This window comes from Clostridium saccharoperbutylacetonicum N1-4(HMT), assembly GCF_000340885.1.
In the GTDB taxonomy this organism is placed as follows: Bacteria; Bacillota; Clostridia; order Clostridiales; family Clostridiaceae; genus Clostridium; species Clostridium saccharoperbutylacetonicum.
Genome location: NC_020291.1, coordinates 4,151,055 through 4,167,161 on the forward strand (window position 1 = coordinate 4,151,055; position 16,107 = coordinate 4,167,161).

At 27.8% G+C, this 16,107-nt stretch carries 14 protein-coding genes; 5 read left to right on the plus strand and 9 right to left on the minus strand.

Annotated elements, in window-relative coordinates:
- The first annotated feature begins 429 nt into the window (after window positions 1–429).
- Window positions 430–636: an alpha/beta-type small acid-soluble spore protein gene (locus CSPA_RS18635; protein WP_015393910.1), complete on the plus strand. Its 207-nt coding sequence runs from the start codon at window positions 430–432 to the stop codon at window positions 634–636.
- 91 nt (window positions 637–727) lie between these two features.
- On the opposite strand, the gene nudC is transcribed toward CSPA_RS18635, so the two are convergent.
- Window positions 728–1,549, minus strand: coding sequence for an NAD(+) diphosphatase (gene nudC, locus CSPA_RS18640; protein WP_015393911.1), 822 nt, complete (start codon window positions 1,547–1,549; stop codon window positions 728–730).
- Window positions 1,550–2,163: 614 nt separating this feature from the next.
- Here nudC and CSPA_RS18645 point away from each other — a divergent pair.
- From CSPA_RS18645 to CSPA_RS18655, 3 genes are all read left to right on the plus strand, one after another.
- Window positions 2,164–2,919, plus strand: a complete 756-nt coding sequence (locus CSPA_RS18645; RefSeq protein WP_015393912.1) for a threonine/serine exporter family protein — start codon at window positions 2,164–2,166, stop codon at window positions 2,917–2,919.
- A 5-nt stretch (window positions 2,920–2,924) separates the two neighbouring features.
- The gene (locus tag CSPA_RS18650) at window positions 2,925–3,374 is read left to right on the plus strand and encodes a threonine/serine exporter family protein (RefSeq protein ID WP_015393913.1); all 450 of its coding nucleotides are present in this window, start codon (window positions 2,925–2,927) and stop codon (window positions 3,372–3,374) included.
- A 102-nt stretch (window positions 3,375–3,476) separates the two neighbouring features.
- Window positions 3,477–3,785, plus strand: coding sequence for a DUF6506 family protein (locus CSPA_RS18655; RefSeq protein WP_015393914.1), 309 nt, complete (start codon window positions 3,477–3,479; stop codon window positions 3,783–3,785).
- A 485-nt stretch (window positions 3,786–4,270) separates the two neighbouring features.
- Here the strand turns inward: CSPA_RS18655 and CSPA_RS18660 are convergent, their stop codons facing one another.
- The 7 genes from CSPA_RS18660 to CSPA_RS18690 all read right to left on the minus strand — a co-directional run bounded on the left by CSPA_RS18660 (window position 4,271) and on the right by CSPA_RS18690 (window position 13,609).
- Complete coding sequence (locus tag CSPA_RS18660) at window positions 4,271–5,344, minus strand: phospholipase D-like domain-containing protein (protein WP_015393915.1); 1,074 nt, start codon at window positions 5,342–5,344, stop codon at window positions 4,271–4,273.
- A 403-nt stretch (window positions 5,345–5,747) separates the two neighbouring features.
- Entirely contained in the window at window positions 5,748–6,896 is a 1,149-nt protein-coding gene (locus tag CSPA_RS18665) for an NAD(P)/FAD-dependent oxidoreductase (RefSeq protein WP_015393916.1), read from the minus strand.
- 254 nt (window positions 6,897–7,150) lie between these two features.
- Window positions 7,151–8,875: a thiol reductant ABC exporter subunit CydC gene (gene cydC, locus CSPA_RS18670; RefSeq protein WP_015393917.1), complete on the minus strand. Its 1,725-nt coding sequence runs from the start codon at window positions 8,873–8,875 to the stop codon at window positions 7,151–7,153.
- Window positions 8,872–10,587, minus strand: coding sequence for a thiol reductant ABC exporter subunit CydD (gene cydD, locus CSPA_RS18675; protein ID WP_015393918.1), 1,716 nt, complete (start codon window positions 10,585–10,587; stop codon window positions 8,872–8,874). The genes cydC and cydD overlap by 4 nt, the downstream gene beginning before the upstream one ends.
- A gap of 17 nt (window positions 10,588–10,604) precedes the next feature.
- Window positions 10,605–11,609: a cytochrome d ubiquinol oxidase subunit II gene (gene cydB, locus CSPA_RS18680; protein ID WP_015393919.1), complete on the minus strand. Its 1,005-nt coding sequence runs from the start codon at window positions 11,607–11,609 to the stop codon at window positions 10,605–10,607.
- Window positions 11,600–12,982, minus strand: coding sequence for a cytochrome ubiquinol oxidase subunit I (locus CSPA_RS18685; RefSeq protein WP_015393920.1), 1,383 nt, complete (start codon window positions 12,980–12,982; stop codon window positions 11,600–11,602). Before CSPA_RS18685 ends, cydB begins: the two co-directional genes overlap by 10 nt.
- Window positions 12,983–13,096: 114 nt before the next feature.
- A complete protein-coding gene (locus CSPA_RS18690) occupies window positions 13,097–13,609 on the minus strand; it encodes a hypothetical protein (RefSeq protein WP_015393921.1) in 513 nt (170 codons plus the stop codon).
- Window positions 13,610–14,031: 422 nt separating this feature from the next.
- Here CSPA_RS18690 and CSPA_RS18695 point away from each other — a divergent pair, with 422 nt between their 5' ends.
- On the plus strand, window positions 14,032–14,982 hold the full coding sequence (locus CSPA_RS18695) for a polyprenyl synthetase family protein (protein WP_015393922.1): 951 nt from the start codon (window positions 14,032–14,034) through the stop codon (window positions 14,980–14,982).
- A gap of 146 nt (window positions 14,983–15,128) precedes the next feature.
- Here the strand turns inward: CSPA_RS18695 and CSPA_RS18700 are convergent, their stop codons facing one another.
- Complete coding sequence (locus CSPA_RS18700) at window positions 15,129–16,100, minus strand: methyl-accepting chemotaxis protein (RefSeq protein ID WP_015393923.1); 972 nt, start codon at window positions 16,098–16,100, stop codon at window positions 15,129–15,131.
- Between the last annotated feature and the right edge of the window lie 7 nt (window positions 16,101–16,107).

Consider the following 16,107-nt stretch of genomic DNA (forward strand, 5'->3'; position numbering starts at 1 on the left):
TGTAAGTATATTGGCTAACATTAACATTATTATAATATTATGTAGATACGAAGACAAGTTATATCATATTATACTGCCTTTAATTTATAGAATTCATGTCAATATCATACTTAAGTTTTACTAATATTGTTACATGTTTGCAAACTTGGATTATGTGATTATATTTTCAAATAATACTGGGTAAACTAAAAAACATGTTATCAAAAACTAGGATAATATATAAAATACATAAAACAATATTTTGTTAAAGTGAGGTTAAAATACTAGTAGAAAGAAAATAGATCAAAAGTTAACCAAAAAGGTTTTCAATACTACTTTTTCTAATAATTTTATAGAGTATTATTATAAAGGCTGGTTAATATAATAGTGCAAAGCAAATTTATAATAAATTGCAAAGCAAAAATAATTTTATTGAGGAGGTAGGTAGATATGGCTTCAAACAATAGTGGAAGAAACAGAACTTTAGTACCAGAAGCAAAGGCAGGGTTAAACAGATTAAAAACTGAGGTTGCTTCAGAAATAGGATTAAGCAACTATGAAAGCGCAGATAAAGGAAACCTTTCTTCAAGACAAAATGGAAGTGTTGGTGGAGAAATGGTAAAAAGAATGATTGAAAGCTACGAACAAGGTCTATAATGAAGTTAGACTAAAAATTGATATCTTCTAACGTAAAAAAATCATGCATATAGTAGGGAAATTTTTTCCTTAATATATGCATGGTTTTATTTTATTTTGTTTTTTCAACAAATTCATCTATTATTTTTCTGGCAAGTGTAAATTTTTGAGGTATAGTTGGGAAATTATCTTTCGTAAACCAATCAGCATGAACTATTTCTTCTCCATCAACCTTTATCTCACCAGACTCATATTCTGCAAAAAATCCAAGCATTAATGAATTAGGAAATGACCAATGTGAACTCCTATTAAATTTAATATTCTTTACCTTTATTCCAACCTCTTCTAGAACTTCCCTTTTTACTGTATTAGTCAAATCTTCACCTGCTTCAACAAAGCCTGCAATTAAACTATACATATTATTTTTAAATCCTTTATTATGAGCAAGAAGTATTTCCTCTCCTCTTGTAACTGCAACTATTATTGCAGGACAAATTACAGGATACATTACATGCTTACATTTTGGACAAATTTTTGCAAGTTCATTATTTTTGTTCTCTGTCTTTGTTCCACATTTGCCACAAAATTTATGAGTCTTGTCCCAATTTAATATTTGATTTGCTCTACCTATAGCTGTAAATAATTCTTCCTCTATTAAAGTTCCTATTTCATATAAAGGGACCAACTTATAGTTCTCTAATAAAATAAACTCTTCGTATGTTTCAGCAACAAAACAATCTTGATTATTAAATTCTCCAAAAAAGAATTTATCTCCATACTTAATTTTAAGTTTTTCAATTTCATTAAAAACAGGAATAACTATATTATCATTATCTTGTTTTACAAGTAAATTTCCATTAAAAAACATAAAGAATAAGGCATTATCCTTAATTTCTTTATTCATATCTGATAGTACTATAAATTTATTGTTCATATATCTAAAACTCCTTGATCTAATTTATATCTTAATTCTAAAATTGTATACTCGATAATCAATTGTAATTTTAGCATAATGTCCTTCTTAATTCTATAAATTTAACCAAGATTTTAACTTGATAGACTAATATTAAGACTTAATTAATTATCTATGCTATAATTAGACTGTTGTTTTTAATTGTAGATATCCAATTTAAGAATCAAACTTATAAATGGAATATACATGCATCATTGAGAAATTATAATCGTAACACTACACTAGAAATCAGATACATTTTTCTGGAAGCAGGCTTTGAATCAGTTATGAGTTATGCACATATAAAAAGATTAGCTATGCACTTGCAAAAAGAGTGGCTATGCCACAATAAGGAACTTTACTGCAATACGGAACTTAAAGTAAGTATGAGTTACGTATAGAATCTCTTTAGATATTTCTTTAATTTAAGAAAAGCTATTAGCTTTTCTTCCTCAACTGATAACTGTTAATTGTTAACTGTAAACTGATTTAAGTCCTGTGGAAGATAAATGTATCTGATTTAGGTAATTGTTGCATAAGTCTAATTTTAAATATTAAGCAAATATTATGAACTAAATTTTACAAAGGAGATTTCAATGGAAATTAAAAATGTAATTGATATTGCCCTTACTGCCGGGGAAATATTATTAGCTAACGGTGCTGAAAATTATAGAATAGAAGAAACAGTATCCATAATATGTGAAGCGTACAACTTTAATGGAGAATGTATTGCAATATCTAACGGAATCTTTCTATTAATTGAAGATTCCAATGGTGAAAAAATTACTTCCATGAAAAAAGTTAAGGAGAAGCATGTAGACTTGTACAGAATTGAACTTATCAATTCTTTTTCAAGAAATATTCAAAAAAATCAGCTATCTTATACTGAAGCTAAAAATAACTTAAATGAAATAGAAAAAGCTCCAAATTTCACTATGCGAATTAGAACTATGGCTGCCTGTATGACAGGCTTTATATATACTCTATTCTTTAATGGAACTGTTCAAGATGGAATTGCAGCTGTTATAATTTGTTTAATTACATATATGCTGTTCGAAAAGGTATCTCAACTAGGATTTTTTCAATTTTTAGAATTCTTTTTAGCAGGGGTTTTAATTGGTGGCGCTAGCATTTTTGCCCATTTTCTAATCCCTGCAATAAGCTATCATAATGTAATTACCGGCGCAATAATGATTTTACTTCCAGGTGTTGTACTAACAAATGGTATCAAAGATGTACTTTGTGGTGATTTTTCTGCTGGAATTGCTAAATTTTCTGAAGCAATGATAGTGATTATAGCTGTAGGAGTTGGAATAGGAACCTCATTATTTATTGGATTGAAAGGAATATAATTGATATGCTAATTAAAATGACTTTATTATCTTTTTTAGGAAGTGTATTTCCTGTTATATTATTTAACATTGATAGAAAGAAGATTATATGGTGTGGACTAGCTGGTGCTCTTGGCTGGATTGTATACAGCTTGATTTTTTCCATAACAGGAAGCGAAGCTCTAGGATCATTTTTTGGTGCCTTTGCAGTTAATTTATATAGTGAATTTATGGCTAGAATAATAAAAACGCCTGCTTCTATGTTTTACGTTCCTGGAATTTTCCCACTAGTACCTGGAATCACTGCTTATAGTACTATTATTTCCATTGTTCAATCAAATTTTACAGTCGCTTTAAATAAAGGTATTTTAACTTTGACAATTGGTGGAGCAATTGCTTTTGGAATAATGCTCTCCTCAACAATTGTAAGACTTATTTCAAATATATTAAAAAGACAAATTAACCAGCTATCATAACCCATTACGCAACTAAGCAATATTTTACAATTTCTTTTTTATTATAGATGCTATCATATAAATATTCATTATATTATGTAAATTTGAAAGGGGACTTTTAAAATGAAAGTTAATGCAGCATTTATATTTGTAGCACCAGAAGTCGATTATAAATCACATAGAACTGTAGTTGACACCCCAGTTGTAAACTTAACTGTTGTAGGGGTAAAAAATTATAGTGAAGCAGTTGAAATTGCAAAAGAATTAGTTTCTAATGGTGTTAAAGCAATAGAACTTTGCGCTGGTTTTGGAAATGAAGGGATTGCACTTGTTAGTAAAGCAGTTAAAGGAAAAGCCTCTGTTGGTGCAGTTAAATTTGACCATCATCCAGGTTTTGATTTCAAAAGTGGTGACGAATTATTTAACATTTAATAATTTATATCATTGACAAGAGATAAAATCACAAAAATCCCCCTATAGTAAATACTATAAGGGATTTTTGTTTTCCATAAAATAAATAACTAAAACTATTTATAGATATCCAATTTAATAATCAAACTTATAATTGGAATATACATACACTCTTGAGAAATTATAATCGTAACACTACACTAGAAATTAGATACATATTTGTGCAAGCGGCATATGAAATTAAGCTGTGATGGTTGTTAAGCAGAGAACCCAAATCTGTGATTTGGTGTGAATCGCTTACTCAGCGAACGAACGTGAGTCGAGTTTCATCTACGGCTTGTTCCACTTTCTGCTTGTCATAAATTTACTTTAGGAACATGCAGAAATGGGTGCAACCTTACACTTAGAACCCATCCAGCGAAAATTTCATAAGTCCGCTGGAATAAATATGTGTTTAATTTCGATAAGTTCCGCATAAGTCTAATTCTCGCTTTGGATATCTTTAACTAAAAATTAAAATATCTATTTCTTAAATCTTTAATAACTTCAATATTACTACTATAAGTTGCTCCTTCATCTCTAATATCTTTTGAATTTTCATCATATTCCCCAGAGAAAGATAACAAATTAAAGCTTGTCTCCATATAATATTTTTCATCACATATTAAAAGTTTATTATGAGAATTTACTTTTTTAATCTTAAAGGAAGCACCGTAATCACTGAATGTTTCCATTAATTTTTCTGCAATTTTATCGCTGTTTCTATTTTTATAATTATCTTTTTTCGTATTAACTATTGAGCTATTTTCTGCTATACCATAAATTATTTTTATTATCCCGCCTCTTTTTAACAAAGCTTCCATCATAGCAATTAAATCGTCATTAACAACATAATTATTCATCCATGGACTTCCAATATTCAGTTCATATTTTGCATCTGAAAAAGCTTTAAGAAATCTCTCTCTTATTTCTTTATTTTGCAAATGATATTCTTCATAATTATTTGTAATTTGATTTAAAGTGCCTAATATCTCTTTATTGTAAGGAGTAATATTTTTAATTTGATACTTACCCTCTTCAAAGCTGATCTCTAATTCACATAGATTTTTAACTGTAAAATTACTTACTTTATATGTTTTTTCTATATTCAGTTCATTTTTATCTAATTTATTTATAACATCTTCTAGTTTAATAATGCTTTCCTTGTCAAAAAACATCAAAACCTTTAAGGCTTTACTATCTATGTTCACACTATCATATTTTATAAATCTTTTACCTAAAGTATCTTGTTTACAATTGATCATTGAATTTAAATCATTAGCTGTTACTACACAATAATCCATATCCATTATTTCATCATCGTATTTTAGTAATTCATCTTCATAGCTTTCTAATTTTTCCTTCCTTGCTTTAATCTCATTAAATTCCTTTTTGGCCTCTTCCAAAGACAAAGCTTCTTTTTTTGAAAACTTTTTACTTTTCTTATTAAAATTAATTAATCTTTTAAACTTATTTATATATTTATCTATAAAATTTTTATTAACTTCGTCATTTTCAACATATACTGAATCATTTTTCATTAAAATCCTCCAACCATTTTCCACTTAAAATATATATATTTAATTAATATCATCCCTTCAATTTAATAAATTCACAATAATATCATCATTAATTGCAAAGTTACATTAAAAAACTGACCATTGTAAATTTATAATTTCCACTTTGAATATATATATAATTATACCATTAAAATGGTCTCTTATTAATATAAATTTCTATATAAAAGTAAAAAGAGAAAAGGTCAATACAGCTTTCTGTATAACCTTTTCTTTGCTTATTATATAAATTCATCTTAACTTCAATAAAAATTATAGTATATGTGTTGCAAACAGAATTGTTCAAAACTTAAAAGTTTCTGAAGTAAAGCAATCTTCATTTATTATTGACTATTGATAATATTGAGTATTGAACCTTGCCAAAAAATTATTTTAACTGTGTAAATGGATATTTAATTGCAGCTACTAACTCCTTCATGAAATTTTTAAAACTATAATTTTTCATTCCGCAAATAAAGTAATGCATAAATATTCCTTTACGCCCTCTAACTTCAACGCCCATTGCAACCCCCACGCTAGTTATATACATTGGAATTATCCAGCCTAAATCAATAGGTTTAAATTTTCTCTTTTCTAAACCATTTATTACAGCTACTAAATTTTTACCTGCATGCTTTCCTGACATTTCAGAAAAAGTTACAGCTCTTCTCAATATACTTCCATTATCGCCTTTTATAGCTGCTGCATCTCCTGCTGCAAAAACTTCTTCATATTTATCAATGTTTAAAAATTGATTAACTATAATTCTTCCATCTGGCAATGCTTCATAGTCACCAACTGCCTTTAAAGGTGCCTTTACACCACTGCACCAGCAAAAGAAAACATCCTTTATTTCTTCTCCATTTTTTAAGGTTATATTTTTACCATCAAAGGTTGCAACAAGATTTTCTGTATATATTTTAAATTTCATTTTATTTAATCTATCAACTACATGGTTTGCAGATTTTTCTGAAAGCATTGGTAAAACCTTTTTGGTTAAATCAACTAAGGAAACATTTATTTTTTTATTGTTCTTTATAGCTAAATCATATAAGTTGCAAGCAAGTTCTATCCCTGTAAAGCCTGCTCCAGAAACAACTAAATTTATTTCTTCTCTTCCTTCCATATGTTTTATAAAATTCTCTCTTACTTTTTTTGCTGCCTCAAAAGAATCCAATAGATTTACTTTATCTAAGTTTTGATTAAAGCCACATAAATTAGTCGTTGAACCTAATCCAAAAATCAAATAATCATAGTTGTATATATTGCCTTTAGTAGTTATTTTTCTTTCATCAAAATTAACATCCGTTACTTCTTCTTTTAAGAAATTAACCTCTCTAGGAACTAAATTTAAAATATTCTCTGTGATATCTTCCTTTACTAATCTACCACTTACAATTTCCGGCAAGTTAGGCAGCATTGTTGTATAATCATTTTTATCAATCAAATAAACTTCATGTTCATTTGATAATCCTTTTACTAATTCCTTTGCTGCTTTAATACCTGCAAAACCTCCACCAATAACAAAAATCTTCATAAACCATCATTCCCTTCCTCTTGTTATAAATGTAAAATACCCTATATATGTTTCAAAATAAAAGATTTCAAAAGTAAATCAACTTTCATTGTTCATTGACCATTGCAATATATATGTTCCAAAAAAGAATCATTCAGTACAAAGTGCCTAAGACACGCAATTGACTTTGTTAATTAATGAATAAGTAATGATGAATGATTTCTTAAAATGATTTCATATGCAGCATAGCTGCTCTTTTTATATGTGCACTCTTTTTATAGGTGTAAATAATCATTTTGCAAATTCCAAAGTTTATAATACATACCTTTATTATCAATTAGTTCTTTATGTGTTCCCCTTTCCATTACTTGACCTTTATCAAGTACTATAATTTCATGGAACTTGTCCATTTGAACTAAACGATGAGTTACCCATATACAGCTTTTATTGTGAATTTCTTCATGAATGGCTTTCACTATTTTTTCTTCAAGTTCTATATCTAAATTTGAAGTTGGCTCATCTAGCAATAATATTTCACTTGGCTTAAGCAAAGCTCTAACAAGCATAAGTCTCTGCTTTTCTCCTCCAGATATATTGTAGCCAAATTGTCCAAGCAAAGTATCTAATCCCTTTTCATTATTCTTTATTAAATCCAATATTTCAAACTTATCTAATAAACTTAAAATTTCACTTTCCGAAGCTTCTTTTTTAGCTATCAGTAAATTTTCTTTAATGGTCGTATTAAATACATAAGGATTTTGTTCAATAGCTGTAAAAGCCTCTCTTATATCATCTATGGACATATTTTTATAATACTCTCCACCTATTAAAATTTCACCTTCCCTATACTTGATAAAACCTAATAATGCTTTAAGTATTGTACTTTTTCCTGAACCGCTAACTCCAACTATAGCAACTTTCTTTTTGTAAGGTAGTTCAAATGATAAATTATTAATTATGAAAGCATCTGTATCATTATCATAAATGCTTAAATTTTTAACTGAAAGATCATAGTTTTGTATTTTTTCAAACTCATTGCTGTTGTTAATATGGCTACTTTCTATTACAGCAAAAATATTTTCTCCGCTTTCATAAGTTTCTTTAAATTTATACATTACCATATTCATTGGTATTAATGCTTCTAAAGAAGCTATAACTGTCAGTGGAAGCATTGCATAATATATTCCTTCCAACTCACCATTAATTACAAGTGGAGCTGCGATAATAAGAGCTAACCCCATTAAGATTGTTCCCATTAAAGAATTAAGATTTGTACCAAAAATATTTATCAGGTTTTTTTTCTTTTGTATATGAGTTAACCTTTTACTTAAATAATTGAATTCCTCAGCAAATTCATTTTTTAATGGATAAATATTTATTTCTATAATTCCTTTTAAACTATCAAGTAACATTAAATTTATGCTTTTATTTAATTTGCGTTCTTCTTCTAAAAAATTATTATTTAGCTTATATATTAAAATTGGTAATATAAAACCTGTTAATATATAACCTATACCATAAGTCCATGCAAGATTAATTGAAAAAGAAGCTATAAATAAACCTGTAGCTACTCCAGTTAAAATAGCTATAATTAAAGGATATAGACCTCTTAAATAGAACTCTCTTAGTTTATCTACATCTGTAACAATTTTTGTATATATATCTCCTGTTTTAAACTTTCTCTTTTCTGAATAATTTTCATTAAAATTTTTATAAAACCATTGTCTAATACTACTTAAAATTCTAAAGGTAGCATCATGAGATAAAATTCTTTCAAAATATCTAAACACCCCTCTAAATATTCCAAAAAAACGAACTCCAACAATTAAAACCATTAGATCTAACACATCTGGATGAAGAGCTGCTCTTGAAATCAAAACAGCTGAGGTTGATAATAAGCCAACATTACACAAAATAGTAAACCCGCCCATAATCAATGAGCAAATAACAAAGAAAAACTGTCTTTTCATTAATGAATTCATTACTTTCAAAATTCTCATTGCTCTACCTCTGGTGACATCATTAACTTATAATATTCTCCTTGTTTTTCTATAAGTTCCTTATGTGTTCCCATTTCAATTATTCTACCTTCATTAAGCATTATTATCTTATCAACCATCTTAATTGTATTTAATCTATGAGCTGCTATTAATACTGTATTAGCTTTAAAGTATTTTTGTATAGCCTCTAAAATAAGTTCCTCTTTCTCTGAATCCAAGGCTGAGCTTGGCTCATCAAATATTATAAAATTAGAGTTTTTTACCATTGCTCTAGCTATAGCTATTCTTTGAGCCTCTCCACCACTTATTGTTAAATTCTCCCCTTCACCAATTACAGTTTCATCTCCACCTTCTGCAGCTTCGCAAAACTCATTAATTTTTGAATATTTATATATGTTTAAAAGCTTATGCTCATCAAAATCTTTATAGCCTACACATATATTTTCTTTTATACTTTTATTAAAGATATGTGGGAACTGCGGTACCAAAGCTATATTATCAAAATAGTTTTCTATTTGGTTTATATCTTTTCCGTTAATAAAAACCATATTATCTTGTACCTTAAGAAAGCCACTCAATATATTTATTAAAGTACTCTTACCACTTCCACTTTCCCCTATTAATGCAACTTTCTCGCCAGCTGTAATTTTAAAATTCACATTATTTAAGACTTTTTTATCATCATAGAAAAACTCTAGATCCTTAACTTCAATTTCAAACTTATTTTCTTTGATTTCAATATTGCTAAGAGAACTATCATTAGCGAATTTTTTTTCAAACTCTTCTATCTTTTCTATAGCAACAACCCCATTTAATGAAGCATGAAATTTCAAGCCCAGCTGTCTTACTGGAAGATAAAAATCTGGTGTTATTACAAGAATAAAGAAAGCACTAAAAAAACTTATCTGATCATAAACTAATCGCAGACCTAAATTGACTGCTACTAAAGCTGTACTTATAGTCGAAAAAAGTTCTAGCACAAGGGCTGAAAGAAAAGAAACTCTTAAAACTTCCATTGTGGCTTTTCTATGATTTTCACTAATTTCATATATCTTGTCTTCTTGTCTTTTACTTATTCCAAATAATTTTAAAGTGCTTAAGCCTTGAAGCATATCTATGAAATGAGAGCTTAATAAATTAAGCTTTTTCCATTGTTTTTCATTTGCTGCTTTTGACTTAAACCCTATTAAAATCATAAATAATGGAATTAAGGGATATGTAATTACCATTATCAATGCTGAGATTTTATCTACATATGCTACCCCTAAGCATATTAGCAGAGGAATTATAAATGCTGCAAAAAATTGTGGAATATATTCTGAGTAATATTGTCCTATCGCTTCAGTTGCTTCTGTAATAAGGTTTATAACTTCACCTAATTTTTCATTTTTAACTTTGTATGGATTAGCTGAAACAACCAAATGAAACAATTTTTCTCTAAAATTCCCCTTTATATCCTCTGCTGAATTTTTTATATAAATCTCATTTACAAAATTCAAAGTAAATTTTAGCAATGCATTTGCTATAAACAAAATAAAGTAAATTTTCATATCTTTAAAAGTTTTAGCCTTTAAAAATATTCCTGATATCATAGCTGATAATAAATATGCTGAAATGACTACAAATAAAGCATTGAATATAGATGATACTGCTGATACTACTATATAAAACCTTTTAAAGTTGCTTTCCTTTAATAATCTTTTGTTTATCATATATCTTAAATAAGCCTCTAATACTCTAAATCTTTAGCCGTAACTCTTTTTCTAAAGATCCAGTAAGTCCAAATTTGATATGCTAATACTATAGGAACAAATATTATTGCAACTTTAGTCATTAATGTAAGTGTATTCATGCTTGAAGATGCATTAGCAATTGTAAGATTATATTCAGGCTTTATGCTTGAAACCATAACTCTTGGGAATAATCCTGCAAATAGTGCAGCGACTCCAAGTCCAATAGAAAGTCCATTAGTAATCATTGCAATTTTAGCTTTTCCTACTCCCAATAGATACCAGCTCACTATTAAAGAAATAAATGCAATCACTGCTGCTACTAAAGATAACTTACTATTAAATAAATCTGTTTGTAAAAAGCTTAATAGAATTAGTAATGCTGATACTATTATTGCTCCAATTCCAATTGGTTTTGCTATTTTCTCAGCTTTTTTAGCTATAGGCTTATCTGCTTTTAATGCTAAAAAGACTGCTCCGTGGAAAGTAAAAACTAATAATGTTGTTATGCCAGCAACTAAAGTGTATATTGATATCAAATCAAAAAATCCACCTACATAATTCATTGTTTGATCAATTGGAACACCTTTTATAAAATTTGAAAGCGCAACTCCAAAAAGTATTGCTAAAAGCAAACTTGTAGTGAATATTACTTTATCCCAACCATCCCTCCATTGCTGACTTTCATTTTTACTTCTAAACTCAAAGGAAACACCTCTTAAAATAAGAGCAACCAGTACTACAAGCAATGCTAAATAGAAACCACTAAACATTGTTGCATACCAATTAGGAAATGCTGCAAATATTGCACCACCTGCAGTTATAAGCCATACTTCATTTCCATCCCAAACAGGACCAATTGTATTAATTATAATTCTTCGCTCTGTATCATCCTTACCAATTAACAAAAGCAATATTCCAACTCCAAAATCAAAACCTTCAAGAAAGAAAAATCCTGTAAAAAGTACTCCAATAAGTATAAACCAAATAATTCCTAAATCCATACTGACTCCTCCTTCTTATTATTAATGTTCTTTTTCTCTTCTTCTGGCATTACTTTTGCAAACTTAACCATTAATGTAACATCTATTATTGCTAACACTGTATATACCAAAGCAAAAGAAACCAAAGAAGTTACTACATAACTTAAAGATACTGTTGGTGATACTGCATTTTCAATTTTTAATAATCCAAATACAATCCAAGGTGCACGACTTACTTCTGTTAAAATCCAACCACTCGAATTAGCTAAATAAGGTAACGCAATTGATAAAAGCATTAGTTTTAATAAAGTCTTCTGATTATAAATTGTTCCTTTTTTATAAAAATATAAACCAAGTAAGCCTATTAAAATCATTAACATACCAGCTCCAACCATTAATCTAAAGCTGTAAAAAGATAAATTAACTTGTGGTATATAATTTCCTGGTCCATATTTTTTTTCATATTCTGCTTGAATATCATTTATTCCTTTTACTTCTCCGGTAAAACTATTATAGCTCATGAAACTTAATAATTTAGGAACACTAATTTCAAATGAATTCTTTTTATTTTCTTCATCTGCTATTGCTACTACTGCTAATGGTGCTGGATCTTTAGTTTCCCATAACGCTTCTGCTGCTGCCATTTTCATTGGTAAATTTTTAACTAAATATTTACCTTGTAAATCTCCCATTAAGGCAACTAAAAAACTTGAAACCAAAGCCATGATTATTCCCATTTTCAAAGATGATTTTACCCATTCAGTGTTATTTTTCTTGATTAAATGATATGCACTTATTCCCAATATAAAAAATGCACCTGTACATAAAGCTGCAAAAATTGTATGAGGAAATTGCACCCACAAATGTGGATTAGTAATCAAATCTGTAAAGCTTGTCATTTCAGCTCGTCCATTATTTAATGTATATCCAACAGGTTCATGCATAAAAGAATTTGCTGTTAAAATCCAAAAAGCTGAAATCATTGTTGCTATACTTACAATCCATATAGATAATAGATGTATTTTTTTTGATACTTTTTCCCAGCCAAAAACCCAAATTCCAAGAAAAGTTGACTCTAAAAAGAATGCTAATAAAGCTTCAATTGCTAGTGGTACTCCAAAAATATCACCAACATATCTAGAATAATTTGACCAATTCATTCCAAATTGAAATTCTTGTACTAATCCTGTTACAACTCCCATAGCAAAGTTAATAAGAAATAGTTTTCCCCAATATTTAACCATTTTCTTATATTTTTCATTCCCTGTTTTTACATAAAAAGTCTCCATAATTGCTAAATAAAAACCCAAACCAATTGTCAATGGAACAAAAAAGAAATGATAGACCGTTGTTATTGCAAACTGCCATCGTGCAAAATTAATAACGTTATCCATAATAATTCTCCTCTCATAAAAAATATTAATAAATAATCTATATGTATAATTATATAATAAGTATGTCTAAATTGGAACATTTTTGTGCAACCATATATTATTTTGAAGAAGAAATTAATTATAGAATACGCTTTTCTTTTTATTTCTCTTAAATAAATACATATTTTCATCAGCTACCTTTAAATAACTATCAATACTAAAGTCATTATCAATTTGACCAGAAACAATTTCAATTATTCCATATGATAATTCAGATATCTCCGTATACTTTTTAAATTTTTCATCTATTTCTTTTATACTTTCTAAAACTATTTCGCTATTTATAACTTCTTTTATACACTGAAAGTTTACAAGGATTTCTTCCATAGGAATTTTTATTTTTTTAACTAATTTAGTGAGCCATCTTATATAGCTAAAATATAATTCCTTACTTCCAACTCTTATAGATACTGACAAAAAGTTCAAGGTACTTTTAATATCTTCTAAAAATTTATCCTTTTGTAGTTTGTTATATTTTATTATCAATTCTGGCTGAAGCGAATATTGCAATTCAATAATCTTCTCTGAGTAATTATTCAAATTATTACTAATTTGCTTCGAAATATTCTCATTTAAATCTTTCACCATAAACATCACCCCTCATAACATGTGATTTCCTCAAAATAACTAACTGATTATTTTATTTAAAACTAATTTCATTATTTTTCTACAAGCGCTATCTTATTTTTTTACTTTTTTTAATTCTTCTAATTTTTTATATCTATAATTAAATATATTTCTACATTTATATCTTTTTCCCTTTTAAATTTTTCCTCTTTTTCCTTTTAATTGTCTCATTTTTCAACAGTATATGTCTTATTTTGTCGTTTCATTTTATAATCGACCACAAATTTCAAGTTGTCGAAATTATCCAGTTAATATTGTACTCTACTATTTATTGCTACTTATTAACTAAAAATATATTAATATGTTATAATTAGAAATATAAACGTTTAAACTTATTAACAATTATTTTATATATCATAACTAGGGTGTAGAGGGGATATGACATGATAACAAGTGCTAATCTATATGATTATTTTGAAAATGATTTATCTGAAATTAAAAATATTATTACATTAAATTTAAAAAATAGAGATTCTAGTACTAGTACCTTGCTAAATTCATTAGCAGCAACAGAAGGAAAAATGATAAGAGCTATTTTTACATTAATTGGTGGTTCTTTTGGTGAAATTGATAAATCTAAACTTTATAATATTGCTGCTGGAATAGAAATTCTTCATCTAGCAACACTTGTACACGATGATATAATAGATGATTCTGGTCTACGTCGCGGAAAAGAAACTATTAATATTACTCATGGAGCAAAAACGGCTTTGTTTACCGGAGATTACCTTTTTGCACAAGCCTTTATCTTATTTTCCGAATCTGCTTCGCGAGAAAGTTTTTATAATATTTCTAAGACAATAAAATTCATATGTCAAAGTGAAATAAATCAATTTTTATCAAAGTATTCTTTAAACTCCACTATTCTTGATTATTTTAGAAGAATAAACGGTAAATGTGCTTCACTTTTTTCATTAAGTTTGTCTTTAGGAGCCTTAGATGGACATGCTGATGATAAAATAATAAATACTTTAAAAAGAATTGGATATTATGTTGGTACTGCCTTTCAATTAATTGATGACATATTAGATATAACCACTCCAAATACTGTTTTAGGTAAGCCATCAGGAAATGATTTATTCGAAGGCATATACACCTTTCCACTTCTATTTGAAATAAAAAATAAAAATGTGAAGTTATTATCAGCATTAGAGTCAAATGACCTTTCAACTGTTTCAGATATTTTAAAAACATCTGATGGTATAAAAACTGCTAGAAAGCTTGCAGAAAAATACACACTTAAAGCTTTAAGTTTAATAGATACGCTTCCAAATAGTCATGAAAAAACTATTCTTAAAAGCATAATAGATAAGTTACTCAAAAGAGAGTATTAAGAATTACATATTTTTCACATCTCATATTTCATAATAAAAGAGCATTTATATCACAATGTGAACTGCTCCCTTCTAAGTAAAACAGTTTTATTATTTCAACTGTCTACCTAGAAGGAAGCATATCATGATAAATGCTCTTTTAAATATTATTCTTCTCTAAGCATCTTTATTTGATTCAAATAATTAAATACATTAATATAATAATCTGCTTTTTTCTGAATACTATAAAGTATATTTTCTAGTTCTTTATTTTCAAGCCTTGATCTATCTACCAAATTATTTAAGTTCATAGATATTTCTTTTATTCCTTGTAAATTTTCCTTTTGAGATTCCTGAACTTGTTGAACATTTTCATTTACTTCTGATTCAGATTCAATTATATTTTCTAGAATAGTAGATGATTTTTCAATAATACCAGTAGTAGATCCAATAAGCGAAGTTCCTTCATTTGATTTATCAGATAATTCTCCCATAGAATGTGTTAAATTTTTTAAAGAATCAATAATATCTTTTGCGTTCTTTTGAGTATCAACTGATAATTTTTTTATTTCATTTGCCACTACAGAAAATCCTCTTCCTGCTTCACCTGCTCTTGCTGCTTCTATTGATGCATTTAATGATAATAAATTTGTCTGCTGAGCAATTCCTGTTATTATTCTTGCAAAATCTTGAATACTATTATATTGTACTTGGATATTAGAAATCAATTTGATAAATTCATCAAATACAGTTGAAACTATTTTAACTTGTTTTATCAATTCATCAAAGTCTAGTTTAGCAGTTTCAATTTGATTCTGAGACTTATTCAAGCTTGTAATTACATCTATTAATAAATTTTCTGTCTTATCACTGTTTTTAGATAGCATCTGTAAATAGTCATTAACCTTCTCAGTTTGCTCTGTTGTGTATTCTACTCCCTTGAGTAAATTTCCTAGTCCATAAGTAATATTTCCTTCTTCACTAACAACTAAACTAGCATTATTTTTAATCTGCTCAACTAATTCTATAACTTCCTCCATATATATAAAACATTCTTCACCATCTTTTGAATACCTAACAATATTATCTTCGGAAATCCTTACATCATCAATTTTTGTATCTTTCGCTTTCTTCAACATAAACTTT

What these genes read in the sequence shown, in the direction of transcription:
- cydC (WP_015393917.1), bottom strand. Translation starts at nt 8,875, where the DNA reads ATGAGAATTTTGAAAGTAATGAATTCATTAATGAAAAGACAGTTTTTC.
- CSPA_RS18700 (WP_015393923.1), bottom strand. Translation starts at nt 16,100, where the DNA reads ATGTTGAAGAAAGCGAAAGATACAAAAATTGATGATGTAAGGATTTCC.
- CSPA_RS18665 (WP_015393916.1), bottom strand. Translation starts at nt 6,896, where the DNA reads ATGAAGATTTTTGTTATTGGTGGAGGTTTTGCAGGTATTAAAGCAGCA.
- CSPA_RS18695 (WP_015393922.1), top strand. Translation starts at nt 14,032, where the DNA reads ATGATAACAAGTGCTAATCTATATGATTATTTTGAAAATGATTTATCT.
- CSPA_RS18645 (WP_015393912.1), top strand. Translation starts at nt 2,164, where the DNA reads ATGGAAATTAAAAATGTAATTGATATTGCCCTTACTGCCGGGGAAATA.
- CSPA_RS18635 (WP_015393910.1), top strand. Translation starts at nt 430, where the DNA reads ATGGCTTCAAACAATAGTGGAAGAAACAGAACTTTAGTACCAGAAGCA.
- CSPA_RS18660 (WP_015393915.1), bottom strand. Translation starts at nt 5,344, where the DNA reads ATGAAAAATGATTCAGTATATGTTGAAAATGACGAAGTTAATAAAAAT.
- CSPA_RS18650 (WP_015393913.1), top strand. Translation starts at nt 2,925, where the DNA reads ATGCTAATTAAAATGACTTTATTATCTTTTTTAGGAAGTGTATTTCCT.
- CSPA_RS18685 (WP_015393920.1), bottom strand. Translation starts at nt 12,982, where the DNA reads ATGGATAACGTTATTAATTTTGCACGATGGCAGTTTGCAATAACAACG.
- cydD (WP_015393918.1), bottom strand. Translation starts at nt 10,587, where the DNA reads ATGATAAACAAAAGATTATTAAAGGAAAGCAACTTTAAAAGGTTTTAT.
- CSPA_RS18690 (WP_015393921.1), bottom strand. Translation starts at nt 13,609, where the DNA reads ATGGTGAAAGATTTAAATGAGAATATTTCGAAGCAAATTAGTAATAAT.
- nudC (WP_015393911.1), bottom strand. Translation starts at nt 1,549, where the DNA reads ATGAACAATAAATTTATAGTACTATCAGATATGAATAAAGAAATTAAG.
- cydB (WP_015393919.1), bottom strand. Translation starts at nt 11,609, where the DNA reads ATGGATTTAGGAATTATTTGGTTTATACTTATTGGAGTACTTTTTACA.
- CSPA_RS18655 (WP_015393914.1), top strand. Translation starts at nt 3,477, where the DNA reads ATGAAAGTTAATGCAGCATTTATATTTGTAGCACCAGAAGTCGATTAT.